30 protein-coding genes are annotated in these 24,843 nt (G+C 67.9%); 23 read left to right on the top strand and 7 right to left on the bottom strand.

The annotated features are described in order from the left end of the window. Both AC3WQY_RS15050 and AC3WQY_RS15045 read right to left on the bottom strand, forming a co-directional pair. A partial coding sequence (locus tag AC3WQY_RS15050; RefSeq protein ID WP_492709472.1) for a hypothetical protein occupies window positions 1–192 on the bottom strand: 192 nt, incomplete at its 3' end. Window positions 193–235: 43 nt separating this feature from the next. After that, complete coding sequence (locus tag AC3WQY_RS15045) at window positions 236–958, bottom strand: Crp/Fnr family transcriptional regulator (protein WP_285233404.1); 723 nt, start codon at window positions 956–958, stop codon at window positions 236–238. 205 nt (window positions 959–1,163) lie between these two features. Here AC3WQY_RS15045 and AC3WQY_RS15040 point away from each other — a divergent pair, with 205 nt between their 5' ends. The 8 genes from AC3WQY_RS15040 (at window position 1,164) to AC3WQY_RS15005 (ending at window position 9,790) form a co-directional block, all read left to right on the top strand. After that, the gene (locus AC3WQY_RS15040) at window positions 1,164–3,113 is read left to right on the top strand and encodes an AMP-dependent synthetase/ligase (protein ID WP_285233402.1); all 1,950 of its coding nucleotides are present in this window, start codon (window positions 1,164–1,166) and stop codon (window positions 3,111–3,113) included. Next, window positions 3,110–3,895: an ABC transporter ATP-binding protein gene (locus AC3WQY_RS15035; protein ID WP_492709469.1), complete on the top strand. Its 786-nt coding sequence runs from the start codon at window positions 3,110–3,112 to the stop codon at window positions 3,893–3,895. The genes AC3WQY_RS15040 and AC3WQY_RS15035 overlap by 4 nt, the downstream gene beginning before the upstream one ends. A gap of 11 nt (window positions 3,896–3,906) precedes the next feature. Beyond that, a complete protein-coding gene (locus AC3WQY_RS15030) occupies window positions 3,907–4,836 on the top strand; it encodes a branched-chain amino acid ABC transporter permease (RefSeq protein ID WP_285233398.1) in 930 nt (309 codons plus the stop codon). A 3-nt stretch (window positions 4,837–4,839) separates the two neighbouring features. Further along, window positions 4,840–5,904 carry a branched-chain amino acid ABC transporter permease gene (locus tag AC3WQY_RS15025; RefSeq protein WP_285233397.1) on the top strand — a complete coding sequence of 355 codons (1,065 nt, stop codon included), beginning with the start codon at window positions 4,840–4,842 and terminating at the stop codon, window positions 5,902–5,904. A 57-nt stretch (window positions 5,905–5,961) separates the two neighbouring features. Further along, window positions 5,962–7,290, top strand: a complete 1,329-nt coding sequence (locus AC3WQY_RS15020; protein WP_492709466.1) for an ABC transporter substrate-binding protein — start codon at window positions 5,962–5,964, stop codon at window positions 7,288–7,290. Between the two features lie 89 nt (window positions 7,291–7,379). Beyond that, complete coding sequence (locus AC3WQY_RS15015) at window positions 7,380–8,186, top strand: ABC transporter ATP-binding protein (RefSeq protein ID WP_285233396.1); 807 nt, start codon at window positions 7,380–7,382, stop codon at window positions 8,184–8,186. 15 nt (window positions 8,187–8,201) lie between these two features. Then, window positions 8,202–8,495 carry a hypothetical protein gene (locus AC3WQY_RS15010; RefSeq protein WP_492709464.1) on the top strand — a complete coding sequence of 98 codons (294 nt, stop codon included), beginning with the start codon at window positions 8,202–8,204 and terminating at the stop codon, window positions 8,493–8,495. Continuing rightward, a complete protein-coding gene (locus AC3WQY_RS15005) occupies window positions 8,492–9,790 on the top strand; it encodes a phenylacetate--CoA ligase family protein (RefSeq protein ID WP_492709462.1) in 1,299 nt (432 codons plus the stop codon). The genes AC3WQY_RS15010 and AC3WQY_RS15005 overlap by 4 nt, the downstream gene beginning before the upstream one ends. Here AC3WQY_RS15005 and AC3WQY_RS15000 read toward each other — a convergent pair whose 3' ends face one another. After that, window positions 9,791–11,374 carry a methyl-accepting chemotaxis protein gene (locus tag AC3WQY_RS15000; RefSeq protein ID WP_285233393.1) on the bottom strand — a complete coding sequence of 528 codons (1,584 nt, stop codon included), beginning with the start codon at window positions 11,372–11,374 and terminating at the stop codon, window positions 9,791–9,793. It lies immediately after the preceding gene. Window positions 11,375–11,545: 171 nt separating this feature from the next. Between AC3WQY_RS15000 and AC3WQY_RS14995 the strand changes: the two genes are divergently transcribed. Next, window positions 11,546–12,514: a tripartite tricarboxylate transporter substrate-binding protein gene (locus AC3WQY_RS14995; RefSeq protein WP_492709460.1), complete on the top strand. Its 969-nt coding sequence runs from the start codon at window positions 11,546–11,548 to the stop codon at window positions 12,512–12,514. A 20-nt stretch (window positions 12,515–12,534) separates the two neighbouring features. Here the strand turns inward: AC3WQY_RS14995 and AC3WQY_RS14990 are convergent, their stop codons facing one another. From AC3WQY_RS14990 to AC3WQY_RS14980, 3 genes are read right to left on the bottom strand one after another with little or no spacing between them, the layout of a single operon-like run. Further along, on the bottom strand, window positions 12,535–12,924 hold the full coding sequence (locus AC3WQY_RS14990) for a VOC family protein (RefSeq protein ID WP_285233391.1): 390 nt from the start codon (window positions 12,922–12,924) through the stop codon (window positions 12,535–12,537). 17 nt (window positions 12,925–12,941) lie between these two features. Further along, window positions 12,942–13,385: a D-aminoacyl-tRNA deacylase gene (gene dtd, locus AC3WQY_RS14985; protein ID WP_492709458.1), complete on the bottom strand. Its 444-nt coding sequence runs from the start codon at window positions 13,383–13,385 to the stop codon at window positions 12,942–12,944. Next, the gene (locus AC3WQY_RS14980; RefSeq protein ID WP_285233389.1) at window positions 13,382–14,272 is read right to left on the bottom strand and encodes a cation diffusion facilitator family transporter; all 891 of its coding nucleotides are present in this window, start codon (window positions 14,270–14,272) and stop codon (window positions 13,382–13,384) included. Before AC3WQY_RS14980 ends, dtd begins: the two co-directional genes overlap by 4 nt. 104 nt (window positions 14,273–14,376) lie before the next feature. Between AC3WQY_RS14980 and argB the strand changes: the two genes are divergently transcribed. The 12 genes from argB (at window position 14,377) to tatC (ending at window position 21,845) form a co-directional block, all read left to right on the top strand. Continuing rightward, on the top strand, window positions 14,377–15,288 hold the full coding sequence (gene argB / locus AC3WQY_RS14975) for an acetylglutamate kinase (protein WP_285233388.1): 912 nt from the start codon (window positions 14,377–14,379) through the stop codon (window positions 15,286–15,288). Window position 15,289: 1 nt separating this feature from the next. Beyond that, window positions 15,290–15,991 carry an HAD-IA family hydrolase gene (locus tag AC3WQY_RS14970; RefSeq protein ID WP_492709455.1) on the top strand — a complete coding sequence of 234 codons (702 nt, stop codon included), beginning with the start codon at window positions 15,290–15,292 and terminating at the stop codon, window positions 15,989–15,991. A gap of 135 nt (window positions 15,992–16,126) precedes the next feature. Beyond that, a complete protein-coding gene (locus AC3WQY_RS14965) occupies window positions 16,127–16,807 on the top strand; it encodes a response regulator (protein WP_285233386.1) in 681 nt (226 codons plus the stop codon). Between the two features lie 69 nt (window positions 16,808–16,876). Further along, window positions 16,877–17,521: a nucleoid occlusion factor SlmA gene (slmA, locus tag AC3WQY_RS14960; protein WP_492709453.1), complete on the top strand. Its 645-nt coding sequence runs from the start codon at window positions 16,877–16,879 to the stop codon at window positions 17,519–17,521. A 289-nt stretch (window positions 17,522–17,810) separates the two neighbouring features. Further along, entirely contained in the window at window positions 17,811–18,734 is a 924-nt protein-coding gene (locus AC3WQY_RS14955; protein ID WP_492709451.1) for an ATP-binding protein, read from the top strand. After that, entirely contained in the window at window positions 18,727–19,167 is a 441-nt protein-coding gene (locus AC3WQY_RS14950; RefSeq protein ID WP_492709449.1) for an NUDIX domain-containing protein, read from the top strand. Before AC3WQY_RS14955 ends, AC3WQY_RS14950 begins: the two co-directional genes overlap by 8 nt. Before the next feature lie 22 nt (window positions 19,168–19,189). Continuing rightward, entirely contained in the window at window positions 19,190–19,597 is a 408-nt protein-coding gene (gene hisI / locus AC3WQY_RS14945; protein WP_492709447.1) for a phosphoribosyl-AMP cyclohydrolase, read from the top strand. Next, window positions 19,594–19,929 carry a phosphoribosyl-ATP diphosphatase gene (locus AC3WQY_RS14940; protein WP_285233381.1) on the top strand — a complete coding sequence of 112 codons (336 nt, stop codon included), beginning with the start codon at window positions 19,594–19,596 and terminating at the stop codon, window positions 19,927–19,929. The genes hisI and AC3WQY_RS14940 overlap by 4 nt, the downstream gene beginning before the upstream one ends. Before the next feature lie 26 nt (window positions 19,930–19,955). After that, the gene (locus tag AC3WQY_RS14935) at window positions 19,956–20,303 is read left to right on the top strand and encodes a histidine triad nucleotide-binding protein (RefSeq protein ID WP_285233380.1); all 348 of its coding nucleotides are present in this window, start codon (window positions 19,956–19,958) and stop codon (window positions 20,301–20,303) included. A gap of 65 nt (window positions 20,304–20,368) precedes the next feature. After that, complete coding sequence (tatA, locus tag AC3WQY_RS14930) at window positions 20,369–20,596, top strand: Sec-independent protein translocase subunit TatA (protein ID WP_285233379.1); 228 nt, start codon at window positions 20,369–20,371, stop codon at window positions 20,594–20,596. After that, window positions 20,593–21,063, top strand: a complete 471-nt coding sequence (gene tatB / locus AC3WQY_RS14925) for a Sec-independent protein translocase protein TatB (protein WP_285233378.1) — start codon at window positions 20,593–20,595, stop codon at window positions 21,061–21,063. The genes tatA and tatB overlap by 4 nt, the downstream gene beginning before the upstream one ends. Then, on the top strand, window positions 21,060–21,845 hold the full coding sequence (gene tatC / locus AC3WQY_RS14920; protein WP_285233377.1) for a twin-arginine translocase subunit TatC: 786 nt from the start codon (window positions 21,060–21,062) through the stop codon (window positions 21,843–21,845). The genes tatB and tatC overlap by 4 nt, the downstream gene beginning before the upstream one ends. Before the next feature lie 30 nt (window positions 21,846–21,875). On the opposite strand, the gene AC3WQY_RS14915 is transcribed toward tatC, so the two are convergent. Beyond that, window positions 21,876–23,021 (bottom strand): S1C family serine protease, encoded by a 1,146-nt coding sequence (locus tag AC3WQY_RS14915; RefSeq protein WP_492709444.1) that lies wholly within the window; start codon window positions 23,019–23,021, stop codon window positions 21,876–21,878. 30 nt (window positions 23,022–23,051) lie between these two features. Between AC3WQY_RS14915 and AC3WQY_RS14910 the strand changes: the two genes are divergently transcribed. Both AC3WQY_RS14910 and pdxA read left to right on the top strand, forming a co-directional pair. Continuing rightward, window positions 23,052–23,804, top strand: coding sequence for a Nif3-like dinuclear metal center hexameric protein (locus tag AC3WQY_RS14910; RefSeq protein WP_285233375.1), 753 nt, complete (start codon window positions 23,052–23,054; stop codon window positions 23,802–23,804). Beyond that, window positions 23,801–24,823: a 4-hydroxythreonine-4-phosphate dehydrogenase PdxA gene (gene pdxA, locus AC3WQY_RS14905; protein WP_492709442.1), complete on the top strand. Its 1,023-nt coding sequence runs from the start codon at window positions 23,801–23,803 to the stop codon at window positions 24,821–24,823. Before AC3WQY_RS14910 ends, pdxA begins: the two co-directional genes overlap by 4 nt. Window positions 24,824–24,843: the final 20 nt, after the last annotated feature.

Genomic DNA, 24,843 nt, shown 5'->3' with positions numbered 1-24,843 from the left:
CGCTGCGGCGGGCGCCTGCCCCAGCCGCAGCTGCCGCAGCTCCTCGCCCAGGGCGTTGAGCCTGGCCTGCATGCGCATCAGCAGCACGCCCACCAGGCCGCCCAGCACGGCCAGGCCGCCACCGCGCTGGCCGAAGATCTCGCCGGCCAGCCAGGCCAGCACCACGCCCCCTACCAGACCTAACCAACTCATGGTGCAGCCCCTTGTTATGGTGGGGCGATTCTAGGAGGCCGTCTCAGGGCTGCGGATAACGCCTCAGGCCCTGCAGCTCCAGCACCCGCACGCCGCCATATTCCACGCTGATCAGGCCGCGCTCCTGCAGATGGCTCAGGGCCTCGTTGACGCGCTGGCGCGACAGGCCCACCAGCTTGGCCAGCTCCTGCTGGGTGATGCGCAGCAGGCTGCCCACGCCGGGATAGAGCTGGGGGTGGAAGAGGGCGGCGAGATTGCGCGCCACGCGCAGGTCGGGGTCGGAGATGCGGTCGATCTCGCGCGCGGCGATGAACTGGCCGAGGCGCTCGTTGAGCTGGTTCAGCACGAAGCGGTTGAAGCCGATGCTGTGCTCCAGCAGGTCGTGGAAGGTCTCGATCGGCAGGCCCGCCACCACGCTGCGGCGCAGCGGCTGGATGTTGTAGCGGTAGACCTCGCGCTTGAGCAGGGTGCCCTCGCCGAACCAGCCGCCCGGCGGCACGCCGGTGAAGGTGATGGACTGGGCGGCGGCATCGTCGTTGCTCATCTTCAAGAGGCCGTCGATCACGCCGAACCAGAAGTTGGCCGGCTTGCCGATGCGGCAGACGCGCTCACCCACCTCGGCGTCGGCCACCTGCAACTGGGCCACGGCGGCCTCGCGCTGCGCCGGCTCCAGCACGGCGAGCCAGGGAATCGCTTCAAGTTCGGCGGCGCTGGGTGGCCGCGCGCGCTGGCGAAGGGTCAGGTTTTGCGTCACTGTCGAGTTCATCCCTCTATTCATCGCCGCTCAGCATGACGTGATCCTGACGCGGCACCCCCGGGAAAGCACGGGCCGTGATTTCCATCAAATGTCGTCGCAACGACAACACGGCGTCAAAGTAAAGGCCTAGGATTGCACCGCAACAAGGCATGCACCGCCCATCCGTTTCCGTTCGTTCCCGCTTGTGGGGCGCAGTGCACCGAGGAGACACACGGTGACCAGCACGACTTTTCCCAGGCTCTTGCTTGACCATGCGGCCCAGCGTCCGAATGACGCCGCGCTGCGCGAGAAGGAATACGGCATCTGGCAGGCGCTCAGCTGGGCGCAGCTGGCGGAGCTGGTGTGTGCGCTGGCCCATGGCCTGCACCAGGCCGGCGTGCAGCGCGGCCAGCATGTCATCGTGGTCGGCGAGAACCGCCCGCGCCTGGCGGCCAGCATGCTGGCGGCCCAGGTGCTGGGCGCGATTCCGGTGCCGCTGTACCAGGATGCGGTGGGCGCGGAGTTCGTGTTCCCCATCAACAACGCCGAGGTGGCCTTCGCGATCGTGGAGGACCAGGAGCAGGTCGACAAGCTGATCGAGATACGCGGCCAATGCCCGCAGCTCACCCACCTCTGGTACGACGATCCGCGCGGCCTGCGCAACTACGACGAGCCCGGCGTGGCGCCGCTGGACAGCCTGATCGCCGCCGGCGCGGCCGCCGCCAAGACGCAGCCGCAGCTGTTCCGCGAATGGGCCGAGCGCGTCAAGCCCGACGATGTGGCGGCGATGTTCTTCACCTCGGGCACCACCGGCAACCCCAAGGGCGTGGTGCACAGCCATGCCACCCTGATCGACCGGGCCCAGGCCGGCGCGCGCTTCGACAAGCTCGGCAGCCACGAAGAAGTGCTGGCCTATCTGCCGCCCGCCTGGATCGGCCAGAACATCTTCAGCTATGCCCAGTGGCTGGCCTGCGGCTACGTGGTGAACTGCCCCGAGTCGGCCAGCACCGTCTCGATCGACCTGAAGGAGATCGGCCCCACCTATTACTTCGCACCGCCGCGCGTGTTCGAGGGCCTGCTCACCAGCGTGATGATCCGCATGGAGGATGCCGGCAGCCTGAAGCGCTGGCTGTTCGCGCGCTGCATGGCGCTGGCGCAGCGCGTCGGCCCGGCGCTGATGGACGGCAAGCCGGTGGGCGCCCTGGACAAGCTGAAGTACGCGCTCGGCAATCTGCTCATCTACGGGCCGCTGCGCAACACCCTGGGCTTCTCGCGCGTGCGGGTGGCCTACACCGCCGGCGAGGCGATCGGCCCCGACCTGTTCAGCTTCTACCGCTCGATCGGCATCAACCTCAAGCAGCTCTACGGCTCCACCGAGACGGCGGTGTTCGTCTGCCTGCAGCCCGACAACGAGGCGCGCTCCGACACCGTGGGCGTGCCGATCGACGGCGTGGAGATCAAGCTGGACGCGAGCGGCGAGATCCTGGTGAAGTCGCCGGGCCTGCTGAAGGGCTATTACAAGAACGAGGCCGCCACCAACGAGGTGCTCACCGCCGAGGGCTGGTACCACACCGGCGACGCCGGCTTCATCGATGCCAGCGGCCACCTGAAGATCATCGACCGCGCCAAGGACGTGGGCCGCATCCTGGGCGGCCCCAACGACGGCGCCATGTTCGCGCCCAAGTATGTGGAGAACAAGCTCAAGTTCTTCGCCCACATCAAGGAGGCGGTGGCGCTGGGCGACAAGCGCGAGCGCGTCTGCGCCTTCATCAACATCGACTTCGAGGCGGTGGGCAACTGGGCCGAGCGCCGCAACCTGCCCTATGCCGGCTACACCGATCTGGCGCAGAAGCCCGAGGTCTACGAGCTGATCCGCGAATGCGTGGAGAAGGTGAACGCCGACCTGGCCCAGGACGAGTTGCTGGCCGGCAGCCAGATCACCCGCTTCCTGATCCTGCACAAGGAACTGGATGCCGACGATGGCGAACTCACCCGTACCCGCAAGGTGCGGCGCGGCGCGATCGCCGAGAAATACGCGGTGCTGATCGATGCGCTCTACGGCGGCAAGAGCTCGCAGTTCATCGAGACGGCGGTGAAGTTCGAGGACGGCCGCAGCGGCTCGGTCTCGGCCGATTTGAGAATCATGGACACGAAGACGTTTCCGGCTGTCAGGAGGGCTGCTTGATGGCCAAGAAGATTGGCGAGGTCATCCTCGAGGTCAAGAACATCTCGCTGAGTTTCGGCGGCGTGAAGGCGCTCACCGACATCAGCTTCAATGTGCGCGAGCATGAGATCCGCTCCATCATCGGGCCCAACGGCGCGGGCAAGAGCTCGATGCTCAACTGCATCAACGGCGTCTACCAGCCGCAGCAGGGCGAGATCACCTTCCGCGGCCAGCATTTCAAGCATATGAACTCGCGCCAGGTGGCCGAGATGGGCGTGGCGCGCACCTTCCAGAACCTGGCCCTGTTCAAGGGCATGAGCGTGCTGGACAACATCATGACCGGCCGCAACCTGCACATGAAGAGCAACCTCTTCCTGCAGGCGCTGCGCTGGGGCCCGGCCGAGCGAGAGGAGATCGCGCAGCGCGAGAAGGTCGAGCGCATCATCGATTTCCTCGAGATCCAGGCCTATCGCAAGACCCCGGTGGGCCGCCTGCCCTATGGCCTGCAAAAGCGCGTGGACCTGGGCCGCGCGCTGGCGATGGAGCCGACGGTGCTGCTGCTGGACGAGCCGATGGCCGGCATGAATGTGGAGGAGAAGCAGGACATGTGCCGCTTCATCCTCGACGTGAACGACGAGTTCGGCACCACCATCGTGCTGATCGAGCACGACATGGGCGTGGTGATGGACATCTCCGACCGCGTGGTGGTGCTGGACTACGGCAAGAAGATCGGCGATGGCGCGCCCGACGAGGTGCGCCAGAACGAAGACGTCATCCGTGCCTACCTCGGCACCAGTCACTGAGCGAGAGCGCCATGGGATTCTTCCTTGAGACATTGATGGGCGGACTGATGTCCGGCATGTTGTATTCGCTCATTGCCCTGGGCTTTGTGCTGATCTACAAGGCCTCGGGCGTGTTCAATTTCGCCCAGGGTGCGATGGTGCTGTTCGCCGCGCTGGCGATGGCGCGCTTTGCCGAATGGATCCCGCAATGGACCGGGGTGCAGAGCCTGCTGATGGCCAATCTGCTGGCCTTCGTGGCGGCGATGGCGGTGATGATCGTGGTGGCCTGGCTGATCGAGAAGCTGGCGCTCTCGCGCCTGGTGAACCAGGAGGGCATCACCCTGCTGATGGCCACGCTGGGCATCACCTACTTCCTCGACGGCCTGGGCCAGACCCTGTTCGGCAACGACATCTACAAGATCGATGTGGGCATGCCCAAGGACCCCATCATCGTCGGCGAGTCGCTGTTCCAGGGCGGCCTGCTGGTCAGCAAGGAAGACCTCTACGCGGCCCTGATCGCGGCGGCCCTGGTCGCCCTGCTGGCGCTGTTCTTCCAGAAGACCGCCACCGGCCGCGCGCTGCGCGCGGTGGCCGACGACCACCAGGCCGCGCAGTCGATCGGCATCCCGCTCTCCACCATCTGGGTGATCGTGTGGAGCGTGGCGGGCTTCGTGGCCCTGGTGGCCGGCATCATCTGGGGCAGCAAGCTGGGCGTGCAGTTCTCGCTCTCGCTGGTGGCGCTGAAGGCGCTGCCGGTGGTGATCCTGGGCGGCCTGACCTCGGTGCCCGGCGCCATCATCGGCGGGCTCATCATCGGCGTGGGCGAGAAGCTCTCGGAGATCTATGTCGGCCCGATGCTGGGCGGCGGCATCGAGATCTGGTTCGCCTATGTGCTGGCCTTGTTGTTCCTGCTGGTGCGGCCGCAAGGGCTCTTCGGCGAAAAAATCATCGATCGGGTCTGAGCCATGCTGTACAGAGAAAACGGCCAGTTCAAGTCCAGCTACCGTGCTGACCAGCAGATCCTGCCGATCCGGCAGGACCGCATCGCGATGGCCCTGCTGCTGCTGGTGGCCTTCGTCGTGGTGCCGCTGAGTGCGCCGGAATACTGGTTCCGCGCCATCCTCACGCCCTTTCTGATCCTCTCGCTGGCGGCGCTGGGGCTCAACATCCTGGTCGGCTATTGCGGCCAGATCTCGCTGGGCACCGGCGCCTTCATGGCGGTGGGCGCCTATGCGGCCTACAACTTCCAGGTGCGCGTCGAGGGCATGCCGCTGATCGCCTCGCTGCTGCTGGGCGGACTGTGCTCCACCGTGGTGGGCGTGCTGTTCGGCGTGCCCTCGCTGCGCATCAAGGGCCTCTACCTGGCGGTGGCGACGCTGGCGGCGCAGTTCTTCGTCGACTGGTCGGCGCTGCGCCTGAAATGGGTCACGAACGGCTCGGACTCGGGTTCGGTGAGCGTGGCGGGCCTGCAGGTGTTCGGCATCCCGATCGAGAGCCCGGCCGCCAAATACCTGTTCTGCCTGAGCTTCGTGGTGGTGTTCGCGCTGCTGGCCAAGAACCTGGTGCGCTCGAATATCGGCCGCGAATGGATGGCGATGCGCGACATGGACGTGGCGGCCGCGGTGATCGGCATCCGCCCGGTCTATGCCAAGCTGACGGCCTTCGCGGTGAGCGCCTTCATCGTCGGCGTGGCCGGCGGGCTGTGGGGCTTCATCCACCTGGGCGCCTGGGAGCCGGCGGCCTTCAACATCGACCGCAGCTTCCAGCTGCTCTTCATGGTCATCATCGGCGGCCTCGGCTCCATCATGGGCGGCTTTCTGGGCGCGGCCTTCATCGTGCTGCTGCCCCTGCTGCTGGACCGCCTGCCGGCGATGCTGGGCATCCCGATGTCCACCGCCATGTCCTCGCACCTCACCAGCATGGTGTTCGGCGCGCTGATCGTGTTCTTCCTGATCGTCGAGCCGCATGGCCTCGCCCGGCTCTGGGCCACCGCCAAGGAAAAGCTGCGGCTCTGGCCTTTCCCGCATTGATTCACCCTCATTGATTCCAAAAACCGCACCACGAGTGCAAGCAACCGGAGACAAGGTATGAGACAACTGAAGTCGTTTGCATTTGCAGCCACCCTGATGGCCGCCGGGCTCTCCGGCTTGGCCAGCCAGGCCCAGGCACAGGCCAAGGAACAGTTCTTCCCGCTGCTGGTCTACCGCACCGGCGCCTATGCGCCCAACGGCACGCCCTGGGCCAATGGCAAGCAGGATTACATCAAGCTGATCAATGCCCGCGATGGCGGCATCAACGGCGTGAAGATCACCTTCGAGGAATGCGAGACCGGCTACGCCACCGACAAGGGCGTGGAATGCTATGAGCGCCTGAAGGGCAAGGGCGCCAGCCTGATCGACCCGCAGGCCACCGGCATCACCTTCGCGCTCACCGACAAGGTGCCCAACGACAAGATCCCGCTGGTGACGCTGGGCTACGGCCTCTCGGCCTCGCAGGACGGCAATGTCTTCAAGTGGAACTTCCCGCTGATGGGCAGCTACTGGACCGCGGCCGACATGCTGATCCAGCACATCGCCAAGAAGGAAGGCGGCTTCGACAAGCTCAAGGGCAAGAAGATCGCCATCGTCTATCACGACTCGCCCTTCGGCAAGGAGCCCATGCCGCTGCTGGACGAGCGCCAGAAGATGCACGGCTTCGAGCTGGTGAAGATCCCCGTCACGGCGCCGGGCGTGGAGCAGAAGTCGGCCTGGCTGCAGGTGCGCCAGCAGCGCCCCGACTACGTGCTGCTGTGGGGCTGGGGCGTGATGAACTCCACCGCGCTGAAGGAAGCGCAGGCCACCGGCTATCCGCGCGAGAAGATGTATGGCGTGTGGTGGTCGGGCGCCGAGCCGGACGTGAAGGACGTGGGCGAGGGCGCCAAGGGTTACAACGCCCTGGCGCTGAACGGTTACGGCCAGAACCCCAAGGTGATCCAGGAGATCCTCAAGCATGTGCATGGCAAGGGCCAGGGCACGGGCCCCAAGGAGGAAGTTGGCTCGGTGCTGTATTCGCGCGGCCTGATCATCCAGATGCTGGGCATCGAGGCGGTGCGCCGCGCGCAGGAGCGCTTCGGCAAGGGCAAGGTCATGACCGGCGAGCAGGTGCGCTGGGGCCTGGAGAACCTGGCGCTGGACCAGAAGAAGCTCGACGCGCTGGGCTTCACCGGCATCATGCGGCCGCTCAGCACCTCCTGCGCCGACCACATGGGCTCGACCTCGGCGCGCGTCCACACCTGGGACGGCAGCAAGTGGAACTTCAGCTCCGACTGGCTGCAGGCCGATGAGCAGATCATCAAGCCGATGGTCAAGGCCGGTGCCGACAAGTACGCCGGCGAGAAGAAGCTGACGCGTCGCACGCCGGAAGACTGCCAGAGCTAAGCAAGCAGATGAGGGCCTCGCGAGGGGCCCTCTGCGCAGCATCGCGTGCGGTGCTGCCCAGAGTCCAAGGTCCAAGGTCAAAGGCCGATATGAGCAACATCCTTCTGAACGTCAACGGCATCGAGGTCATCTACAACCACGTGATCCTGGTGCTCAAGGGCGTGTCCCTGCAGGTGCCCGAGGGTGGTGTGGTGGCCCTGCTGGGCGGCAACGGCGCGGGCAAGACGACCACGCTGCGCGCCGTCTCCAATCTGCTGGCGGGCGAGCGCGGCGAGGTCACCAAGGGCAGCATCGAGCTGCGCGGCGAGCGCATCGAGAAGCTCTCCACCTCGGAGATGGTGAACCGCGGCGTGATCCAGGTGATGGAGGGGCGGCATTGCTTTGCCCACCTCAGCATCGAGGAGAACCTGATGACCGGCGCCTACACGCGCCAGGACGGCAAGGCCGCGGTGGCCGCCACGCTCGAGAAGGTCTACAACTATTTCCCGCGCCTGAAGACGCGCCGCGGCTCGCAGGCCGCCTACACCTCGGGCGGCGAGCAGCAGATGTGCGCGATCGGCCGCGCCCTGATGGCCAACCCCAAGATGGTGCTGCTGGACGAGCCCTCGATGGGCCTGGCGCCGCAGATCGTCGAGGAGGTGTTCGAGATCGTCAAGGACCTGAACGCCAAGGAGGGCACGACCTTCCTGCTGGCCGAGCAGAACACCAATATGGCGCTGCGCTATGCCGACTACGGCTACATCCTGGAGAACGGCCGTGTCGTGATGGACGGCGAGGCCAAGGCCCTGCGCGAGAACGAGGACGTCAAGGAGTTCTATCTCGGCATGGGCGGCGGCGATCGCAAGAGCTTCAAGGACGTGAAGAGCTACAAGCGCCGCAAGCGCTGGCTGGCCTGAGGCAGGAGCACCGCCGTGTCGGATGAGTTCTTCGCCCCCCCCGCCTTCAACCCCGAGCAGGCGCTGCTGCAGTTCAAGCGCAATCTGCGCGATCTGCGGCCGCTGGCCGAGCGCGGCAACAGCTTCACCCTGCAGGGCCAGCCGGTGATCGAGCTGGCCGCTGACAGCGAACACCTCAATGTGCGCCTGGCCAAGAGGCCGGCGCGTGCGCCCGAGTGGGAACTGCGCGCCTGCCGCAACAGCGCCGACGTGCGCGCCCTGCTGGACGAGATCAAGCGGCGCCTGGCGCGCTGGACGGACGAGACATGAGCATCAGCGATAGCACCACCTTCCACGACGCCCTCGAGGCGCGCGACCCGGCCGAGCGCGAGGCCGCGCTGCTGGCGGCGCTGCCGCGGCAGATCGCCCATGCGCAGCGGCAGGCGCCGGCCTTCGCCGAGTTGCTGGCGGGGGTGGACGCCGCAGGCGTCGACAGCCGCGCCGCGCTGGCGCGCCTGCCGGTGACGCGCAAGCACGAGCTGCTGGAGCGCCAGCAGGCCCGGCGCCAGCTGCAGGAGGGCCGCGATGTGTTCGGCGGTTTCTCGGCCATCGGCTGGGCCGGCTGCGTGCGCACCAGCGGCGCCAAGCGGGTGTTCCAGTCGCCCGGCACGATTTACGAGCCCGAGGGCCATGCGAGCGACTACTGGCGCGTGGCGCGCGCCATCCATGCGGCGGGCTTTCGCAGCGGCGAGCTGATCCACAACAGCTTCAGTTACCACCTCACGCCGGCCGGTTCGATGATGGAAACCGGCGCCCATGCGCTCGGCTGCACGGTGTTCCCGGGCGGCGTGGGCAATACCGAGATGCAGCTGCAGGCGGTGGCCGAGCTGCGCCCGCAGGGCTATATCGGCACGCCCAGCTTTCTGAAGATCCTGCTCGACAAGGCGGCGGAGCAGGGCCAGCGCCTTTCATTTGCCAAGGCGCTGGTGAGCGGCGAGGCCTTCCCGCCCTCGCTGCGCGACTGGCTCGCCGAGCGCGGCGTGCAGGGCTACCAGTGCTATGCCACCGCCGACATCGGCCTGATCGCCTACGAGACCGCGGCGCGCGAGGGCCTGGTGCTGGACGAGGGCGTGATCGTCGAGATCGTGCGCCCCGGCACCGGCGACCCGGTGCCCGAGGGCGAGGTGGGCGAGCTGGTGGTCACCACCCTCAACCCCGACTACCCGCTGGTGCGCTTCGGCACCGGCGACCTCTCTGCGGTGCTGCCGGGCCGCTGCCCCACGGGCCGCAGCAATCAGCGCATCAAGGGCTGGATGGGCCGGGCCGACCAGAGCGCCAAGGTGCGCGGCATGTTTGTGCATGCCTCCCAGGTGGGCGAGCTGCGTAAGCGCTTCCCCGAGCTGGGCCGCGCGCGCCTGGTGGTGGAGGGCGAGATGGCGAACGACCGCATGAGCCTGCTGCTGGAGCTGGCCGGTGGGCCCGACGCAGCGCCCGAGGGCCTGGCCGAGCGCGTGGCCGCCGCGGTGCGCGACATCACCAAGCTGCGCGCCGAGGTGCGCTTCGTGGCGCCCGGCAGCCTGCCCAATGACGGGCGCGTGATCGAGGACGCGCGCAAATACGAATGATCAGCCGCGCCCGAGGCGCTCGCGATCCTCGCGGCTGAGGACGAAGGCCTGCACCAGGCCGCCCAGGCGCAGCGACTGATCCTTCAGCGATTCCGCCGCGGCGGCGGACTCTTCCACCAGTGCGGCGTTCTGCTGCGTCATCTGGTCCAGTTGCGAGACGGCCTGGTTCACGCGCGTCAGGCCCTGGCTCTGCTCGCCGGAGGAGGCGGTCACCTCGCCGATGATGTCGGCCACGCGCTGCACGCTGCTGACGATCTCCTGCATGGTGCTGCCGGCGTCGCCCACCAGGCGTGCGCCGGCGTCGACGTTCTCGAGGCTGTGGCCGATCAGGGTCTTGATCTCCTTGGCCGCCTCGGCCGAGCGCTGCGCCAGCGAGCGCACCTCGCTGGCCACCACCGCGAAGCCGCGGCCCTGCTCGCCGGCGCGCGCCGCCTCCACCGCGGCATTCAGCGCCAGGATATTGGTCTGGAAGGCGATGCCGTCGATCACGCCGATGATGTCGCCGATCTTGCGCGCGCTGTGGCTGATGCTGTCCATGGTGGTGACCACCTCGCCCACCACCTGGCCGCCGCGCGTGGCCACCTGGGCGGCCGAATGCGCGAGCTGGTTGGCCTGGGCCGCCGAGTCGGCGGACTGGCGCACCGTGCCGGTGAGCTGCTCCATCTGCGAGGCCGAGGTCTGCAGGCTGCTGGCGGTCTGCTCGGTGCGCTGCGACAGATCCAGATTGCCGCTGGCCACCTCTTGGCTGGCGGTCTGGATCGACTCCGCGGTGTGGCGGATCTCGCCCACCAGCTCGCGCAGCTTGTCCTGCATCGCGGCCAGGCCGGCCAGCAGCTGGCCCAGTTCGTCGTCGGACTCGGGCACGAAGCTGGATGACAGATCGCCCTGGGCGATGCGCTCGGCCACCACGATGGCGCGGTCCACCGGGCGCTTGATGCTGCGCGTGATGCGCCAGGCCAGCAGGGTGCCCACCGCCAGCGCGGCCAGGCTCAGCAGGCCCAGCACCCACAGGGACTGACGGGCGCCGGCCGAGATCTCGACGCTGGCCGCCTGGCTCATGCGCTCCTGTGCCTCGACGATCTCGGTGACCTTGCGCCGCCAGGCGGTCTCCACCGGCTTGACGGCCTGGGTGAGGGTCAGGGTGGCCTCGATATTGGCGCCGTCCTGGCCCTCCTTGGCGGCGCGCTGCAGCAGGGGGATGGTCTTGGCCGCGCCCTCCTGCACCGCCTTCATCAGCGCCTGCTCATCGGCATCGCCCTGCTGCGACATCAGGTCCGCCAGCTTGCTCTCGATGCCCTTGTAGCGCTCCACCGCGGCGTTCAGCACCTTGACCTCGGCGTCGATCTCCTTGACGTCGGTCAGCAGGGTCACCGAGCGGGCCTGGATGGCCATCTCGTTGATGGCATGCAGCATGCTGTTGGCCTGGGCGCTCTTGGCGTTGTTGACCTGCACCAGCTGTTCGACCCTGGCGCCCACCGAGCGCATCTGCAGCGCCGCCAGCACCGCCAGCAGCAGCAGCAGGGCCAGTACGGCCCCGAAGCTCAGCGCCAGCCTGCGGCCTACCGACATCTTCAACTTGTGCATGCCCATGTCTCGTCACCCCAGCCGATGTTTTGTGGATTGCATCCGGACGGACGCTTATCCAAGGTCTTATCGGCAGGGCGGGCGGGAAGTTGAGCTTACGTAGTTTCCGTAACAACGGCCTCGCCGGGCGGACCTAGCATGCGGCTTCACCCCTACCATCGTTGAGGCAACATGAACAAACTGCTGCTCGCCTGCCTGGCGGCCCTGGGCACCACCGCCGCCTGGGCCGAGTACCCGGAAAAACCCATCACCATCGTCGTGCCCTTCGCGGCCGGCGGCCCCACCGACAAGGTGGCGCGTGATCTGGCCGAGGCCCTGCGCAAGCCCCTCAACGCCACGCTGGTGATCGAGAACGTGGGCGGTGCCGGTGGCACCCTGGGGGCGACCAAGGTGGCCAAGGCGGCGCCGGATGGCTACACCATCCTCTTGCACCACATCGGCATGTCGACCTCGCCGGCCCTGTACCGCAATATGCAGTACAAGACCCTGGACGACTTCGAGTACCTGGGCCTGGTCAACGAGGTGCCGATGACCCTGATCGCCAAGCCCAGCATGGCGGCCAGCAACTATGCCGAGCTGAGCAAGTGGATCGCGGCCAACCAGGGCAAGATCAACCTCGCCAATGCCGGCCTGGGCTCGGCCTCGCATCTGTGCGGCCTGCTGTTCCAGAGCACCCTGAAGGTGGACATGACCACCGTGCCCTACAAGGGCACCGGCCCGGCCATGACCGACCTGATCGGCGGCCAGGTGGACCTGATGTGCGACCAGACCACCAACACCAGCAGCCAGATCGAAAGCGGCAAGGTCAAGGCCTATGCGGTCACCACCGGCAAGCGCCTCACGGCGCCCGCGCTGGCCAAGCTGCCGACGCTGGACGAGATGGGCCTGAAGGGCTTCAACGTCTCGATCTGGCATGGCGTCTATGCGCCCAAGGGCACGCCCAAGCCGGTGCTGGACAAGCTCAACACCGCGCTGAAGACGGCCCTCAAGGACGCCGACTTTCACAAGCGCCAGGAAGCCCTGGGCGCGGTGATCGTCAACGACGCCCGCAACAACCCGGCCGATCACAAGAAGTTCGTCGAGGCCGAGATCAACAAATGGGGCCCCGTCATCAAGGCGGCGGGGCAGTACGCCGATTGACTAGCGGCGGCTGACGACGCTCAAGCCTCGGCGCGGCATACCAGCGCCAGCTTGTTGCCGTCCAGATCGCGGAAATAGGCCGCGTAGAAGTTCGGCCCGTAGGCCTCGCGCAGGCCGGGCGCGCCCTCGCTGCGGCCGCCCTGGGCCAGTGCGGCGGCATGGGCGGCGTCCACCTGGGTGCGCGTGCTGGCTTCCAGGGCCAGCATGCTGCCATTGCCGGCGCTGGCGTCCAGGCCGTTGTAGGGCTTGCAGATCCACAGCTGGGTCTTGGCATCGGGCGCGTCGGGGCCGTAGCCGACGAAGTCGTCGTCCGCATAGCTGGCCTTCATACCCAGGGGCTGCAGCACGGCGTCGTAAAAGGTCTTGGCGGCCTGGCGGTTGTTGCTGCCCAGGGTGGCGTAGCTGATCATGGCGCGGGTCTCCTCGGTCAATTGATGATGCGCATCGGGATGGTGACGGGGCCGTCGTTGACGAGGCTCACCTGCATGTCGGCCCCGAACTCGCCGCTTTGTACCAAGCCATGCCGGGCGCGGGCAAAAGTCAGGCAATGCTCGTAGAGCTTGCGGCCCAGTTCGGGGCCGGCCGCGCCACTGAAGCTGGGGCGGTTGCCGCCGGCCAGGTCGGCCGCCAGGGTGAACTGCGACACGATCAGGAGGCCGCCGTCCACGTCCTGCAGGCTCAGGTTCATCTTGCCGGCCGCGTCGCTGAAGATGCGCAGCTTGAGCAGCTTGGCGATGAGCTTCTCGGCCTGGGCCACGCCATCGTCCGGCTCGGCGCAGACCAGCAGCAAGAGGCCGGGGCCGATCGCGCCGATGGTCTGGCCGGCCACGTCCACGCGGGCCTGCTTGACTCGCTGCACCAGGCCGATCACAGCAGGTCCTTGGGGTCGTCGAAATGGGCTTCCACGTCCATCGGCAGCAGCTGGATGGTGGCGCGCAGGCCGGGCACGGCGCTCATCAGCGCCTGCTCGACCGAGGTGCGCACCGCAGCGGCGCGCCCCAGGCTCCAGGCCGCGGGCATGTGCATGTGCAGGTCGACGAAGCGGCGCTGGCCGGCGCAGCGCGTGGCGATATGGTCGAAGCGGATGGTCTGGTGGGCAAAGTCGTCCAGCACCTGCTGGATGGCGGCGCGCGACTCGGCGTCCAGGGCCTGGTCCATCAGGCCGTCGGTGGACTTCCAGATCAGCAGCGCACCCTCGCGCATGATGTTGAGCGCCACCAGCATCGCCAGCAGCGGGTCCAGCCAGAGCCAGCCGGTGGCCATCACGCCCAGCAGGCCGGCCACCACGCCGGCCGAGGTCCAGACGTCGGTGAAAAGGTGACGCGCATCCGCCTCCAGCGCCATCGAGCGGTGCTCGCGGGCCTTGCGCAGCATCGCCCAGGCCAGGCCGCCGTTGAGGGCCGAACTCAGCAGCGAGAGCGCAATGCCGAAACCCAGTGCCTCCACCGGTTGCGGGGCCAGCAGGCGGTGCACGGCGGCCCAGATGATGCCCGCGGCGGCGGCCAGGATCAGCACGCCCTCGAAGCCGCTGGAGAAGTACTCGGCCTTGTGGTGGCCGAAGGGGTGGTCTTCGTCGGGCGGGCGCTGCGCCACCGTCACCATCGCGAGGGCGAAGATCGCACCGGCCAGGTTGACCAGCGATTCCATCGCGTCGGACAAGAGGCTGACCGAATCGGTCCACCACCAGGCGCCGGTCTTGAGGGCGATGGTCACCAGGGCGACGCCCACCGAGATGCGCAGATAGGAGCTGACTTGCATGGCCGGCATTGTCGCCGCGGCCGCGGCCGGGAGCCGCCGACGCAGGGGGTGGGTCCTACAATCTGCGGCAGCCCCATCCACGCCTTTTGATCCAGCGCATCATCATGAGCCAAGAAGCACAGCACCAGACGGACGTCTCCCACATCGCCCCGCGCGAGAAGGCCGAGATCCTCTCGCAGGCCCTGCCCTATATCCGCAAGTACCACGGCAAGACCATCGTCATCAAATACGGCGGCAACGCCATGACCGACCCGGCCCTGCAGCAGGACTTTGCCGAGGACGTGGTGCTGCTCAAGCTGGTGGGCCTGAACCCGGTGGTGGTGCATGGTGGCGGCCCGCAGATCGAGGGCGCGCTGAGCCGCCTGGGCAAGAAGGGCCACTTCATCCAGGGCATGCGCGTCACCGACGAGGAGACCATGGAAGTGGTCGAGTGGGTGCTGGCCGGCCAGGTGCAGCAGGACATCGTGGGCCTGATCAATGTGGCCGGCGGCAAGGCCGTGGGTCTGACCGGCCGCGACGGCGGCATGATCCGCGCCAAGAAGCTCAAGATGGTGGACAAGGACGACCCCGCCAAGGAGCACGATGTCGGCCAGGTGGGCGACATCGTCAGCATCGACCCCAGCGTGGTGAAGGCGCTGCAGGACGACCAGTTCATCCCGGTGATCAGCCCGATCGGCTTTGGCGAGCACAACGAGAGCTACAACATCAATGCCGATGTGGTGGCCGGCAAGCTGGCCGAGGTGCTGAAGGCCGAGAAGCTGGTGCTGCTGACCAACACCCCCGGCGTGCTGGACAAGGCCGGCAACTTGCTCACCGACCTGTCGGCGCGCGAGATCGACGGCCTGTTCGCCGACGGCACGCTCTCCGGCGGCATGCTGCCCAAGATCGCCTCGGCGCTGGACGCGGCCAAGAGCGGCGTGAACGCAGTGCACATCATCGACGGCCGCGTGCCGCACTCGATGCTGCTGGAGATCCTGAGCGACCAGGCCTACGGCACCATGATCCGGTCTCACTGAGTTGAGCAAGCGCCGCCAGCCGGTCTGGCTCTTCGACCTCGACAACACCCTGCACAACGCCTCGCACGAGGTGTTCGGTGCGCTCAATGTGGCGATGACGCGCTATATCGAGCGGGAGCTGGGCGTCGACACGGCCGAGGCGAACCGGCTGCGCGCCCAGTACTGGGCCCGCTACGGCGCCACCCTGATCGGCCTGGTGCGGCACCACGGCGTGGACGCCGCGCATTTCCTGCGCGTCACGCATGCCCTGCCGGGCCTGGAGGACGGCCTGCACACCCATGCCCATGACCTGGCCGCGCTGAAGCGGCTGAAGGGGCGCAAGGTGCTGCTGACGAACGCGCCGCTGGCCTATGCGCTGCGCGTGCTGAAGGCCCTGAAGATGCGGCGCTGCTTCGACAGCGTGCTGGCGCTGGAGCACATGGCCATGTTCGGCGAGCTGCGCCCCAAGCCGGACCGGCGCATGTTCCGCTACATCGCGGCCAGGCTGAAAGTGCCGCCCTGGCGCTGCATCCTGGTGGAGGACACCCTGATCCACCAGAAGACGGCGCATGGCCTGGGCATGGGCACGGCCTGGATGCAGCGCTGGGCCGCGCGCTCGACGCATGGGCCCGAGGCCGGGCTTGCGCTCAAGCGCAGGCCCGTCTATGTGCGCCAGCGCATCGCCAGCCTGGGCGCGCTGCGGCCAGAGGAGTGCGGGCGCTGAGTATCGCCGTGGCGGTGCCACCGGCACCCTGGGGCAAACCGCCGTTGGGGCAGGGAAGCTACGCTCCTCTAAGCGTGGGATTGCAGGCACCGCTGCCGCTGCCAGAATGGGGTTCCATCACGTGGCGACCCTCGCATGTCATTGTTCAGTGTTCTGATCGTTGAAGACCAACTCAGGTTCCGAGAGGCATTCGCGCACGCGCTCGAGAAGGCGCCGGATATACGCCTGCTGGGCATCGCCACCGACCTGCCGCAGGGGCGCAAGCTGTTCGACCAGACCCGGCCCGATGTGCTGCTGGTCGACCTGGACCTGCCCGGCGGCAGCGGCATCGAGCTGATACGCCATGCCGCCCACACCATGCCCGAGTGCGAGGTGATGGTGATCTCGGTGTTCGGTGACGAGCAGCATGTGCTCTCCAGCATCGAGGCCGGCGCCACCGGCTATCTGCTGAAGGACAGCCTGGCGCTGGATCTGCCGGGCCAGTTGCGCTCCCTGCGCGCCGGCGGCAGCCCCATCAGCCCGGTGATCGCACGCCGCCTGCTGATGCGGCTGGCACCCCAGGCCGGCCATGGCCCGGCGCCCGATACCGGCACCCTGCCGCTGGACGACGAGACCGTGGTGGCGCTGTCCGAGCAGGAATCGCGCGTGCTGCACCTGGCCGCCAAGGGCTTCACCTTCGACGAGATCGCCCAGTTCATGAGCGTCTCGCCGCACACCATCATGACCTATGTGAAGCGCACCTACCGCAAGCTGCAGGTGCGCTCCAAGGTCGAGGCGATCTACGAGGCGCGCCGCCTCGGCTGGCTGCGCGACTGACGTTTCGGGGCGGGGCCGGGCGCCTATGCCAGAATCGGCGCACCCAACCCGCGCCAGCGCACCGAGCCGATGCACGCCACCCCCGACGACCTGAGCGACGCCGAATCCGCGCCTTCTGCCCCCAGCAGCGCGCCGCGCAAGCGCCCGCGCCCGGGCGAGCGCCGCGTGCAGATCCTGCAGGTGCTGGCCGGCATGCTGGAGCAGCCCGGCGCCGAGCGCGTCACCACCGCGGCGCTGGCGGCCAAGCTGGAGGTGAGCGAGGCGGCGCTGTACCGGCATTTCGCCAGCAAGGCGCAGATGTTCGAGGGCCTGATCGAATTCATCGAGACCAGCATCTTCAGCCTGGTGAACCAGATCACCGAGCGTGAGGGGTCAGGTCTTGCGCAGGCGCAGAAGATCGTCTCGGTGCTGTTGCAGTTCGGTGAGCGCAACCCCGGCATGACGCGGGTGATGGTGGGCGACGCGCTGGTGACCGAGAACGAGCGCCTGGTGGCGCGCATGAACCAGTTCTTCGACCGCATCGAATCCTCGCTGCGCCAATGCCTGCGCAGCGCGGCTGAGGCCAGCGGCTCGGCCACGCCCACGGTGGACGCGAACGCGCAGGCCTCGGTGCTGGTGAGCTTCGTGATCGGCCGCCTGCAGCGCTATGCGCGCTCGGGCTTCAAGCGCCAGCCCACCGAGCAACTGGAAGCCGCGCTGCGCATGCTGCGATAGGGCCTGTTAATACTACGCCGATGGGCCGCGAAGGCTCGCCTCAGCGGGCCAAGCTAGGCGCGGCGCGCCGCCCGCACTGGCGTGCGGGCCAGCGTTGCAACAACGCGTGGCCCGCCGAGACGCGCCTTCCCGCAGGGTTGTGGCCAGAAAGACCGCAGGCCGCGTTGCAAATCCTCGCCGGGTGTCCAACCCGGCTGCGGTTTGCGCCTTGCCTGCGGCCTTTCTGGCCGACAACGCGACCCATTGGCGTAGTGTTAGCAGGCCCTCGTTCATTCCGTACACTGACGGAATGTCTGCAGTTGAACACCTGATGGCACGCGCCGAGGCGCTGCTTGGCCGGCTCGAAGCCGTGCTTCCCCAGCCGCTTGCGGCCCCCGATTGGCAGGCCTCCACGGCCTTTCGCCTGCGCAAGCGCGCCGGCCGCATGGTGCTGGAGCCGGTGCGGCATGTGGCGGGCATCCGCCTCTCGGATCTCAAGGAGGTCGAGCCGCAGAAGCAGCGCCTGATGCGCAATACCGAGCAGTTCGTGGCCGGCCGCCCGGCCAACAACGTGCTGCTGACGGGTGCCAAGGGCACCGGCAAGAGCTCGCTGATCAAGGCCTGCCTGAATGAATTCGCCGCCCAGGGCCTGCGCCTGATCGAGGTGGACAAGGCCGATCTGGTGGAACTGCCCGATCTGGTGGACCTGGTGGCCGAGCGGCCCGAGCGCTTCGTGATCTTCTGCGACGACTTGAGCTTCGACGAGGGCGAGCTGGGCTACAAGGCGCTCAAGTCCATGCTGGACGGCTCCATCGCCGCCGGCAGCGACAACGTGTTGATCTACGCCACCAGCAACCGCCGCCACCTGCTGCCCGAGCAGATGCGCGACAACCTCGGCTACAAGCACACCGAGGATGGTGAGGTGCACCCGGGCGAGGCGGTGGAGGAGAAGATCTCGCTGTCCGAACGCTTCGGCCTGTGGGTCAGCTTCTACCCCTTCAGCCAGCAGGAATACCTGGCCATCGTGGCGCAATGGCTGAGCCATTTCGGCCTCGGCGAGGCCCAGATCGCGGCGGCGCGCCAGCCCTCGCTGGTGTGGGCGCTGGAGCGCGGTTCGCGCTCGGGCCGCGTGGCCTATCAGTTCGCGCGCGACCTGGCGGGCCGTGCCGAGGCGCTGCCCGCCGCGGCGCAATCCAACATGGCCAGCCCGCCGGAGGGCCTGGACCATGTCTGAGCGGACCCCCGTGGACGTGGCGGTGGGCGTGCTGGTGGAGCGCGACGCCGCCGGGTGCGAAGGGCGCTTTCTGCTCACCTCGCGGCCCGAAGGCAAGGTCTATGCAGGCTACTGGGAGTTCCCGGGCGGCAAGCTGGAGGCCGGCGAAAGCGTGGAGCAGGCCCTCAAGCGCGAGCTGCACGAGGAGTTGGGCATCCAGATCGGCGCCGCCCACCCCTGGAAGGTGGAGCTGATGGACTATCCGCATGCGCGCGTGCGCCTGCACTTCTGCAAGGTCTACGACTGGCAGGGCGAGTTCGAGATGCGCGAGCAGCAGGCGATGGCCTGGCAGAGCCTGCCGGTGCAGGTGCAGCCGGTGCTGCCGGGCACCGTTCCCGTGTTGCAGTGGTTCGCGGCGGAGCGCGGCCACCAGGGTCCAACCCATCACGATTAGCCATGCCGGCTAAACTTGGCGCATGAACAGCCTGGATCAAGTCAAGTGGGATCGCGACGGCCTGGTGCCCGTGATTGCCCAGGAGCGCGACAGCGGCGACGTCGTCATGTTCGCCTGGATGAACCGTGAGGCGCTGGCGCTCACGATCGAGAAGGGTCAGGCGGTGTACTGGAGCCGCTCGCGCGCCCGCCTCTGGCACAAGGGCGAGGAGTCCGGCCATGTGCAGCAGGTGCACGAGATCCGCCTGGACTGCGACAACGACGTGGTGCTGCTGAAGATCACGCAGCTGGGGCATGAACCTGATCAACCTGGCATAGCCTGCCATACCGGCCGCCATTCCTGCTTCTACCAGCGCCTGGAGAACGGCGTCTGGCAGAGCGTCGAGCCGGTGCTCAAGGATCCGGCCAGCATTTACGCCCAACAAGCATGAACGGCAACGACATCCTCAGCCGCCTGGCCGACGTGATCGACTCGCGCAAGCCCGCGGCTGGCGGCGACCCCGCCACCAGCTATGTGGCCAAGCTCTTCCACAAGGGCACCGACGCGATCCTGAAGAAGGTCGGTGAGGAGGCCACCGAGGTGGTGCTGGCCGCCAAGGACGGCGATGCGCAAAAGCTCGTCTACGAGGTGGCCGATCTCTGGTTCCACTCGATGGTGGCGCTGTCCGCCCAGGGCCTGCGCCCCGAGCAGGTGCTGGCCGAGCTGGCGCGGCGCGAGGGCCTGTCGGGCCTGGAAGAATTTGCCCAGCGCCCGCATCCCTGACATCCCGAGTTTTCTTTTTCCCGCCTATGTCGCACGACCCGAACTGCATTTTCTGCAAGATTGTTGCCGGCCAGATTCCGTCCAAAAAGGTCTACGAGGACGAGCAGGTGCTGGTTTTTCACGATATTCACCCCTGGGCGCCGGTGCACATCCTCTTGATTCCCAAGCTGCACATCCCCAGCTTGGTCGAGGTGACGGGTGAGCATGCGGCCCTGCTGGGCCATATGAGCACGCTGGCGCCGCGCCTGATGAAGGAGCTGGGGGTGACGAACGGCTTCCGCACCGTCATCAACACCGGCCCGGACGGGGGGCAGGAGGTCTACCACCTGCACATGCATGCCATGGGCGGGCCGCGGCCCTGGCTCAAAGGCTAAGCTGGTTCAAGGTCATGTCATCGCGCGCCACCTAGAATGGCCGCTTCGTTTCCAGGAGAAGACATATGGGTTCGTTCAGCATTTGGCACTGGCTCATCGTGCTGGCCGTGGTGGTGCTGATCTTCGGCACCAAGAAGCTCAAGAACGTGGGTTCTGACCTCGGCGCCGCAGTGAAGGGTTTCAAGGACGGCATGAAGGACGGCAGCACATCCGACGCACCGCCCCAGCAGGTCACCAGCAACAAGGTGGCGGATGCCAACACGGTCGACGTTGAAGCCAAGACCAAGCAGTGATTGATTTCGGTTTTGACAAGCTGGCCCTGATCGGCGCGGTGGCGCTGATCGTGATCGGGCCCGAGCGTCTGCCGCGCGTGGCCCGCACCGTGGGCCATCTGCTGGGCAAGGCGCAGCGCTATGTGGCGGATGTCAAGGCCGAGGTGAACCGCTCCATCGAGCTCGAGGAGCTCAAGAAGATGAAGGGCCAGTTCGAGGACGCGGCGCGCGAGGTCGAGAAGAACGTGCAAAGCGAAATCAACTCGGCCAACCAGGCCTTCGAGCAGACCTGGGGCGAGGTGACCGGGCAGACCTCGATCGAGAACAGCTACGCCAGCAGTGCCGGCTACAAGCCGCCGAAGAAGAACTGGCGTGTGAAGCGCGGCGCCACGCCGATCTGGTACAAGCAGCGCCAGGGCGTGCGCCGTCACGCCCAATCCGGCGCCGCCCGCGTGGCGCGCTTCCGCCCGCCCCGCAGAGCAGCATGAGCACAAGCCCCCAAGAAGACGAACTCGCCGGCACCGAACAGCCTTTTGTCTCGCACCTGATCGAGCTGCGCGATCGCCTGATCCGCGCGGTGATCGCGATTGCGCTGTGCTTCGGCGTGCTGTGCATCTATCCCGGCCCGGCCGGGCTGTACGACATGCTGGCCGCGCCCCTGGTGGCGCACCTGCCGCCGGGCTCGACCCTGATCGCCACCAATGTGATCTCGCCCTTTCTGGTGCCGCTCAAGATCACCCTGATGGCCGGCTTCCTGCTGGCCCTGCCGGTGGTGCTGTACCAGATCTGGGCCTTTGTGGCGCCGGGCCTGTACACGCATGAGAAGCGCCTGGTGCTGCCCCTGGTGGTGTCGAGCACGCTGCTCTTCATCGTCGGCGTGGCCTTCTGCTATTTCTTCGTGTTCGGCCAGGTGTTCAAGTTCATCCAGAGCTTTGCGCCCAAGAGCATCACCGCCGCGCCCGATATCGAGGCCTATCTGAGCTTCGTGCTGTCGATGTTCATCGCCTTTGGCGCCGCCTTCGAGGTGCCGGTGGTGGTGGTGGTGCTGGCGCGCATGGGCCTGGTGAGCGTGGAGAAGCTGCGTGAGTTCCGCGGCTACTTCATCGTGCTGGCCTTCATCATCGCGGCGGTGATCACGCCGCCGGACATCGTCTCGCAGCTGGCGCTGGCGATTCCCATGTGCCTGCTCTACGAGGCGGGCATCTGGGCCGCGGGCATCTTTGTGCGCTACTCCAAGGCGCCCGAGGACGAAGAGACCCCCGCCGCCTGACGGCGCCGATCCGCCGCCGATCCGCCGGCCTCACTCCGGCGCTTCGTCGGCCTGGATCTGCGGCTTGGGCCGCTGACCCACCAGCAGTTTCAGCTCCAGGCTTTCGCTGCCGCGCTGCACCGCCAGCAGCACCTGGCTGCCGGGCTTGAGCGCCGCCGCCGCGCTGAGCAGCTCGGCCGGGCTCAGCACCGGCTTGCCGGCCACGCCGGTGACCACGTCGCCGGGCTTCACGCCCGCCGCGGCCGCCGGGCTCTTGCCCACCACGCCGCTCACCAGCACGCCCTGCTTGGTACTGAGCTTGAAGGCATCCACCATCTCGGGCGTGAGCTCGCGCGTCTGCACGCCGATCCAGCCGCGCGCCACCTGGCCATCCTTCACCAGCGCTTCCAGCACCTGGCTGGCGGTGCTGATGGGGATGGCGAAGCCGATGCCCAGGCTGCCACCGCTGCGCGAGAAGATCGCCGTGTTGATGCCCACCAGCTGGCCCTCGGCATCCACCAGCGCGCCGCCCGAGTTGCCGGGGTTGATGGCGGCATCGGTCTGGATGAAGTTCTCGAAGGTGTTGATGCCCAGCTGGCTGCGCCCCAGCGCGCTGACGATGCCCGAGGTAACCGTCTGGCCCACGTTGAAGGGGTTGCCGATCGCCAGCACCACATCGCCCACCTGCAGGGTCTCGGCCCGGCCCAGCCGTATCACCGGCAAGCCGGGCAGCCGGATGCGCAGCACCGCCAGATCGGTCTCGGGATCGGTGCCCACCAGCTCGGCGCGCGCCTCGCGGCCATCGCTGAGCAGCACCTCGATGTCGGAGGCGCCCGCCACCACATGGTTGTTGGTGAGCAGGTACCCTTCGCTCGAGACGATCACGCCCGAGCCCAGGCCCACCTGAGGCCGGCCCTCGCCGCGCCGGTTCAGCGGGAAGGGGTGCCAGGGCGCCTCGCCGCGCGCGCTGCGCGCCGGCGGCTTGCTGGCGGTGATGCTCACCACCGCGGGCGTGGCCAGCCGCGCCGCCTGCGCATAGCCGACGCGCGCGGGGCTGGAGGCCGCCGGCGCCGGCGCCTGTTGCAGCAGCACCGGTGCCGCAGAATGCAGCCAATGCGGCTTCAGCGTGCCCACCACGAACCAGGCCGCCAGCGCGACCGTCGTGGCCTGGGAGAATAGCAACCACCACGCACGCAAACCGCTCTTCTGCAAACCGACCCCCAAGCCATGGCGCAACGCACCGACATCGAACGCACACTCGGCAACTGGCTGGAGCCGGGCCGTTTCAAGGATTATGGGCCGAACGGCCTGCAGGTCGAGGGCCGCGACGAGATCGGCCGCATCGTCTGCGGGGTCACCGCCAGCCTGGCGCTGATCGATGCCGCCATCGCGGCCCGGGCCGATGCCATCCTGGTGCACCATGGCCTGTTCTGGCGTGGCCAGGACGGGCGCGTCACCGGCTGGATGAAGCAGCGCCTGGCGCGCCTGCTGGCGGCCGACATCAGCCTGTTCGCCTACCACCTGCCGCTGGATGCCCATGCCGAGCTCGGCAACAACGCCCAGCTGGGCCTGCGCCTGGGCTGGCAGGCGGATGCGCGCTTCGGCGAGCAGGAGCTGGGCTTTGCCGGCGCGCTGCCCGCCGGCCAGCAAGACCTGACCCTGCTGCAAGGCCATGTGCAGGCGGTGCTGGGCCGCGCGCCCACGGTGCTGGCCGGCGATGGCCGGCCGCTGCGCCTCGTGGCCTGGTGCACCGGCGGGGCGCAGGGCTATTTCGAGGCTGCCATCGCCGCCGGCGCGGATGTCTTCCTCACCGGCGAGCTTTCCGAGCCGCAGGCGCATATCGCCGCCGAGACCGGCGTGGCCTTCATTGCCGCCGGCCACCATGCCACCGAGCGTTATGGCGTGCAGGCGCTGGGCGAGCGCCTGGCCGCCGAGTTGGGGCTGCAGCAGCAGTTCATCGACATTGCGAACCCCGCATGAGCAAGCCGCTGCTCCTCACCATGGGCGATGCCTGCGGCATCGGCCCCGAGATCATCGCGATGGCCTGGGCGCGCGAGGCGCTGCAAGCAGGTCCGCGCGATGTCTGCGTGGTCGGCGATGTGGGCGTGCTGCGGCGTGCCCTTGCCTGGGCGGGTGTTGCGGTGCCGCTGGCCAGCCTGAGCGCGCCCGACGAGGCCGCACCGCCCGGCGCGCTGCCGGTGTGGCAGCCGCCCGGCCTGCCCGCCGGGCTGCTCGACTGTCCCGTCGGCCGGGTCGATGCGCGCGCCGGCGCTGCCGCGGCGCTGTGCATCGAGGCCGCGGTGCGCGCCATCCGGTCCGGCCAAGGTAGCGCGCTGGTGACGGCGCCCATCCACAAGGAGGCCCTGCACGCCGCCGGTTCGCCCTATCCGGGCCACACCGAGATGCTGCAGATGCTGGCCGCGGCCGACGGCCGGCCGGCGCCGGTGCGCATGATGCTGGCCAACGAGGAGCTGCGCACCGTGCTGGTGACCATCCACGTGGCGCTGCGCGAGGCGATCGACCTGATCAGCCGCGCGCGCGTGCTGGAAACCTTGTGCATCACCGATGCCGCGCTGCGCGCCTGCGGCATCGCGGCGCCGCGCATTGCGGTGGCGGGCCTGAACCCGCATGCGGGCGAGGGCGGGCTGTTCGGGGACGAGGAGATCCTGCACATCGCGCCCGCGATCGCCGACGCCCGCGCCCTGGGCATTGCGGCCAGCGGGCCGATTGCGCCGGACACCGTCTTCATGCGCGCCCGCAACGCTCCGGGCCATCCGGGCGAGTTCGACGTGGTGGTGGCGATGACGCACGACCATGGCCTGATCCCGGTGAAGTACCTGGGGGTGGAGCAGGGCGTCAACGTCACCCTGGGCCTGCCCTTTGTGCGCACCAGCCCGGATCACGGCACGGCCTTCGACCTGGCGGGCAGTGGCCGCGCCGACCCGTCCAGTCTGCTGGCGGCGCTGCGCATGGCGCGTCGGCTGCTCGCCGGGGCATGACATACTGCGAGGCCTAACGA

The sequence above is a fragment of the Roseateles sp. FW301-B2 genome (assembly GCF_058788955.1).
Note: the sequence above shows the minus strand (reverse complement) of the source record. Positions and strands in the feature narration are given on the sequence as shown.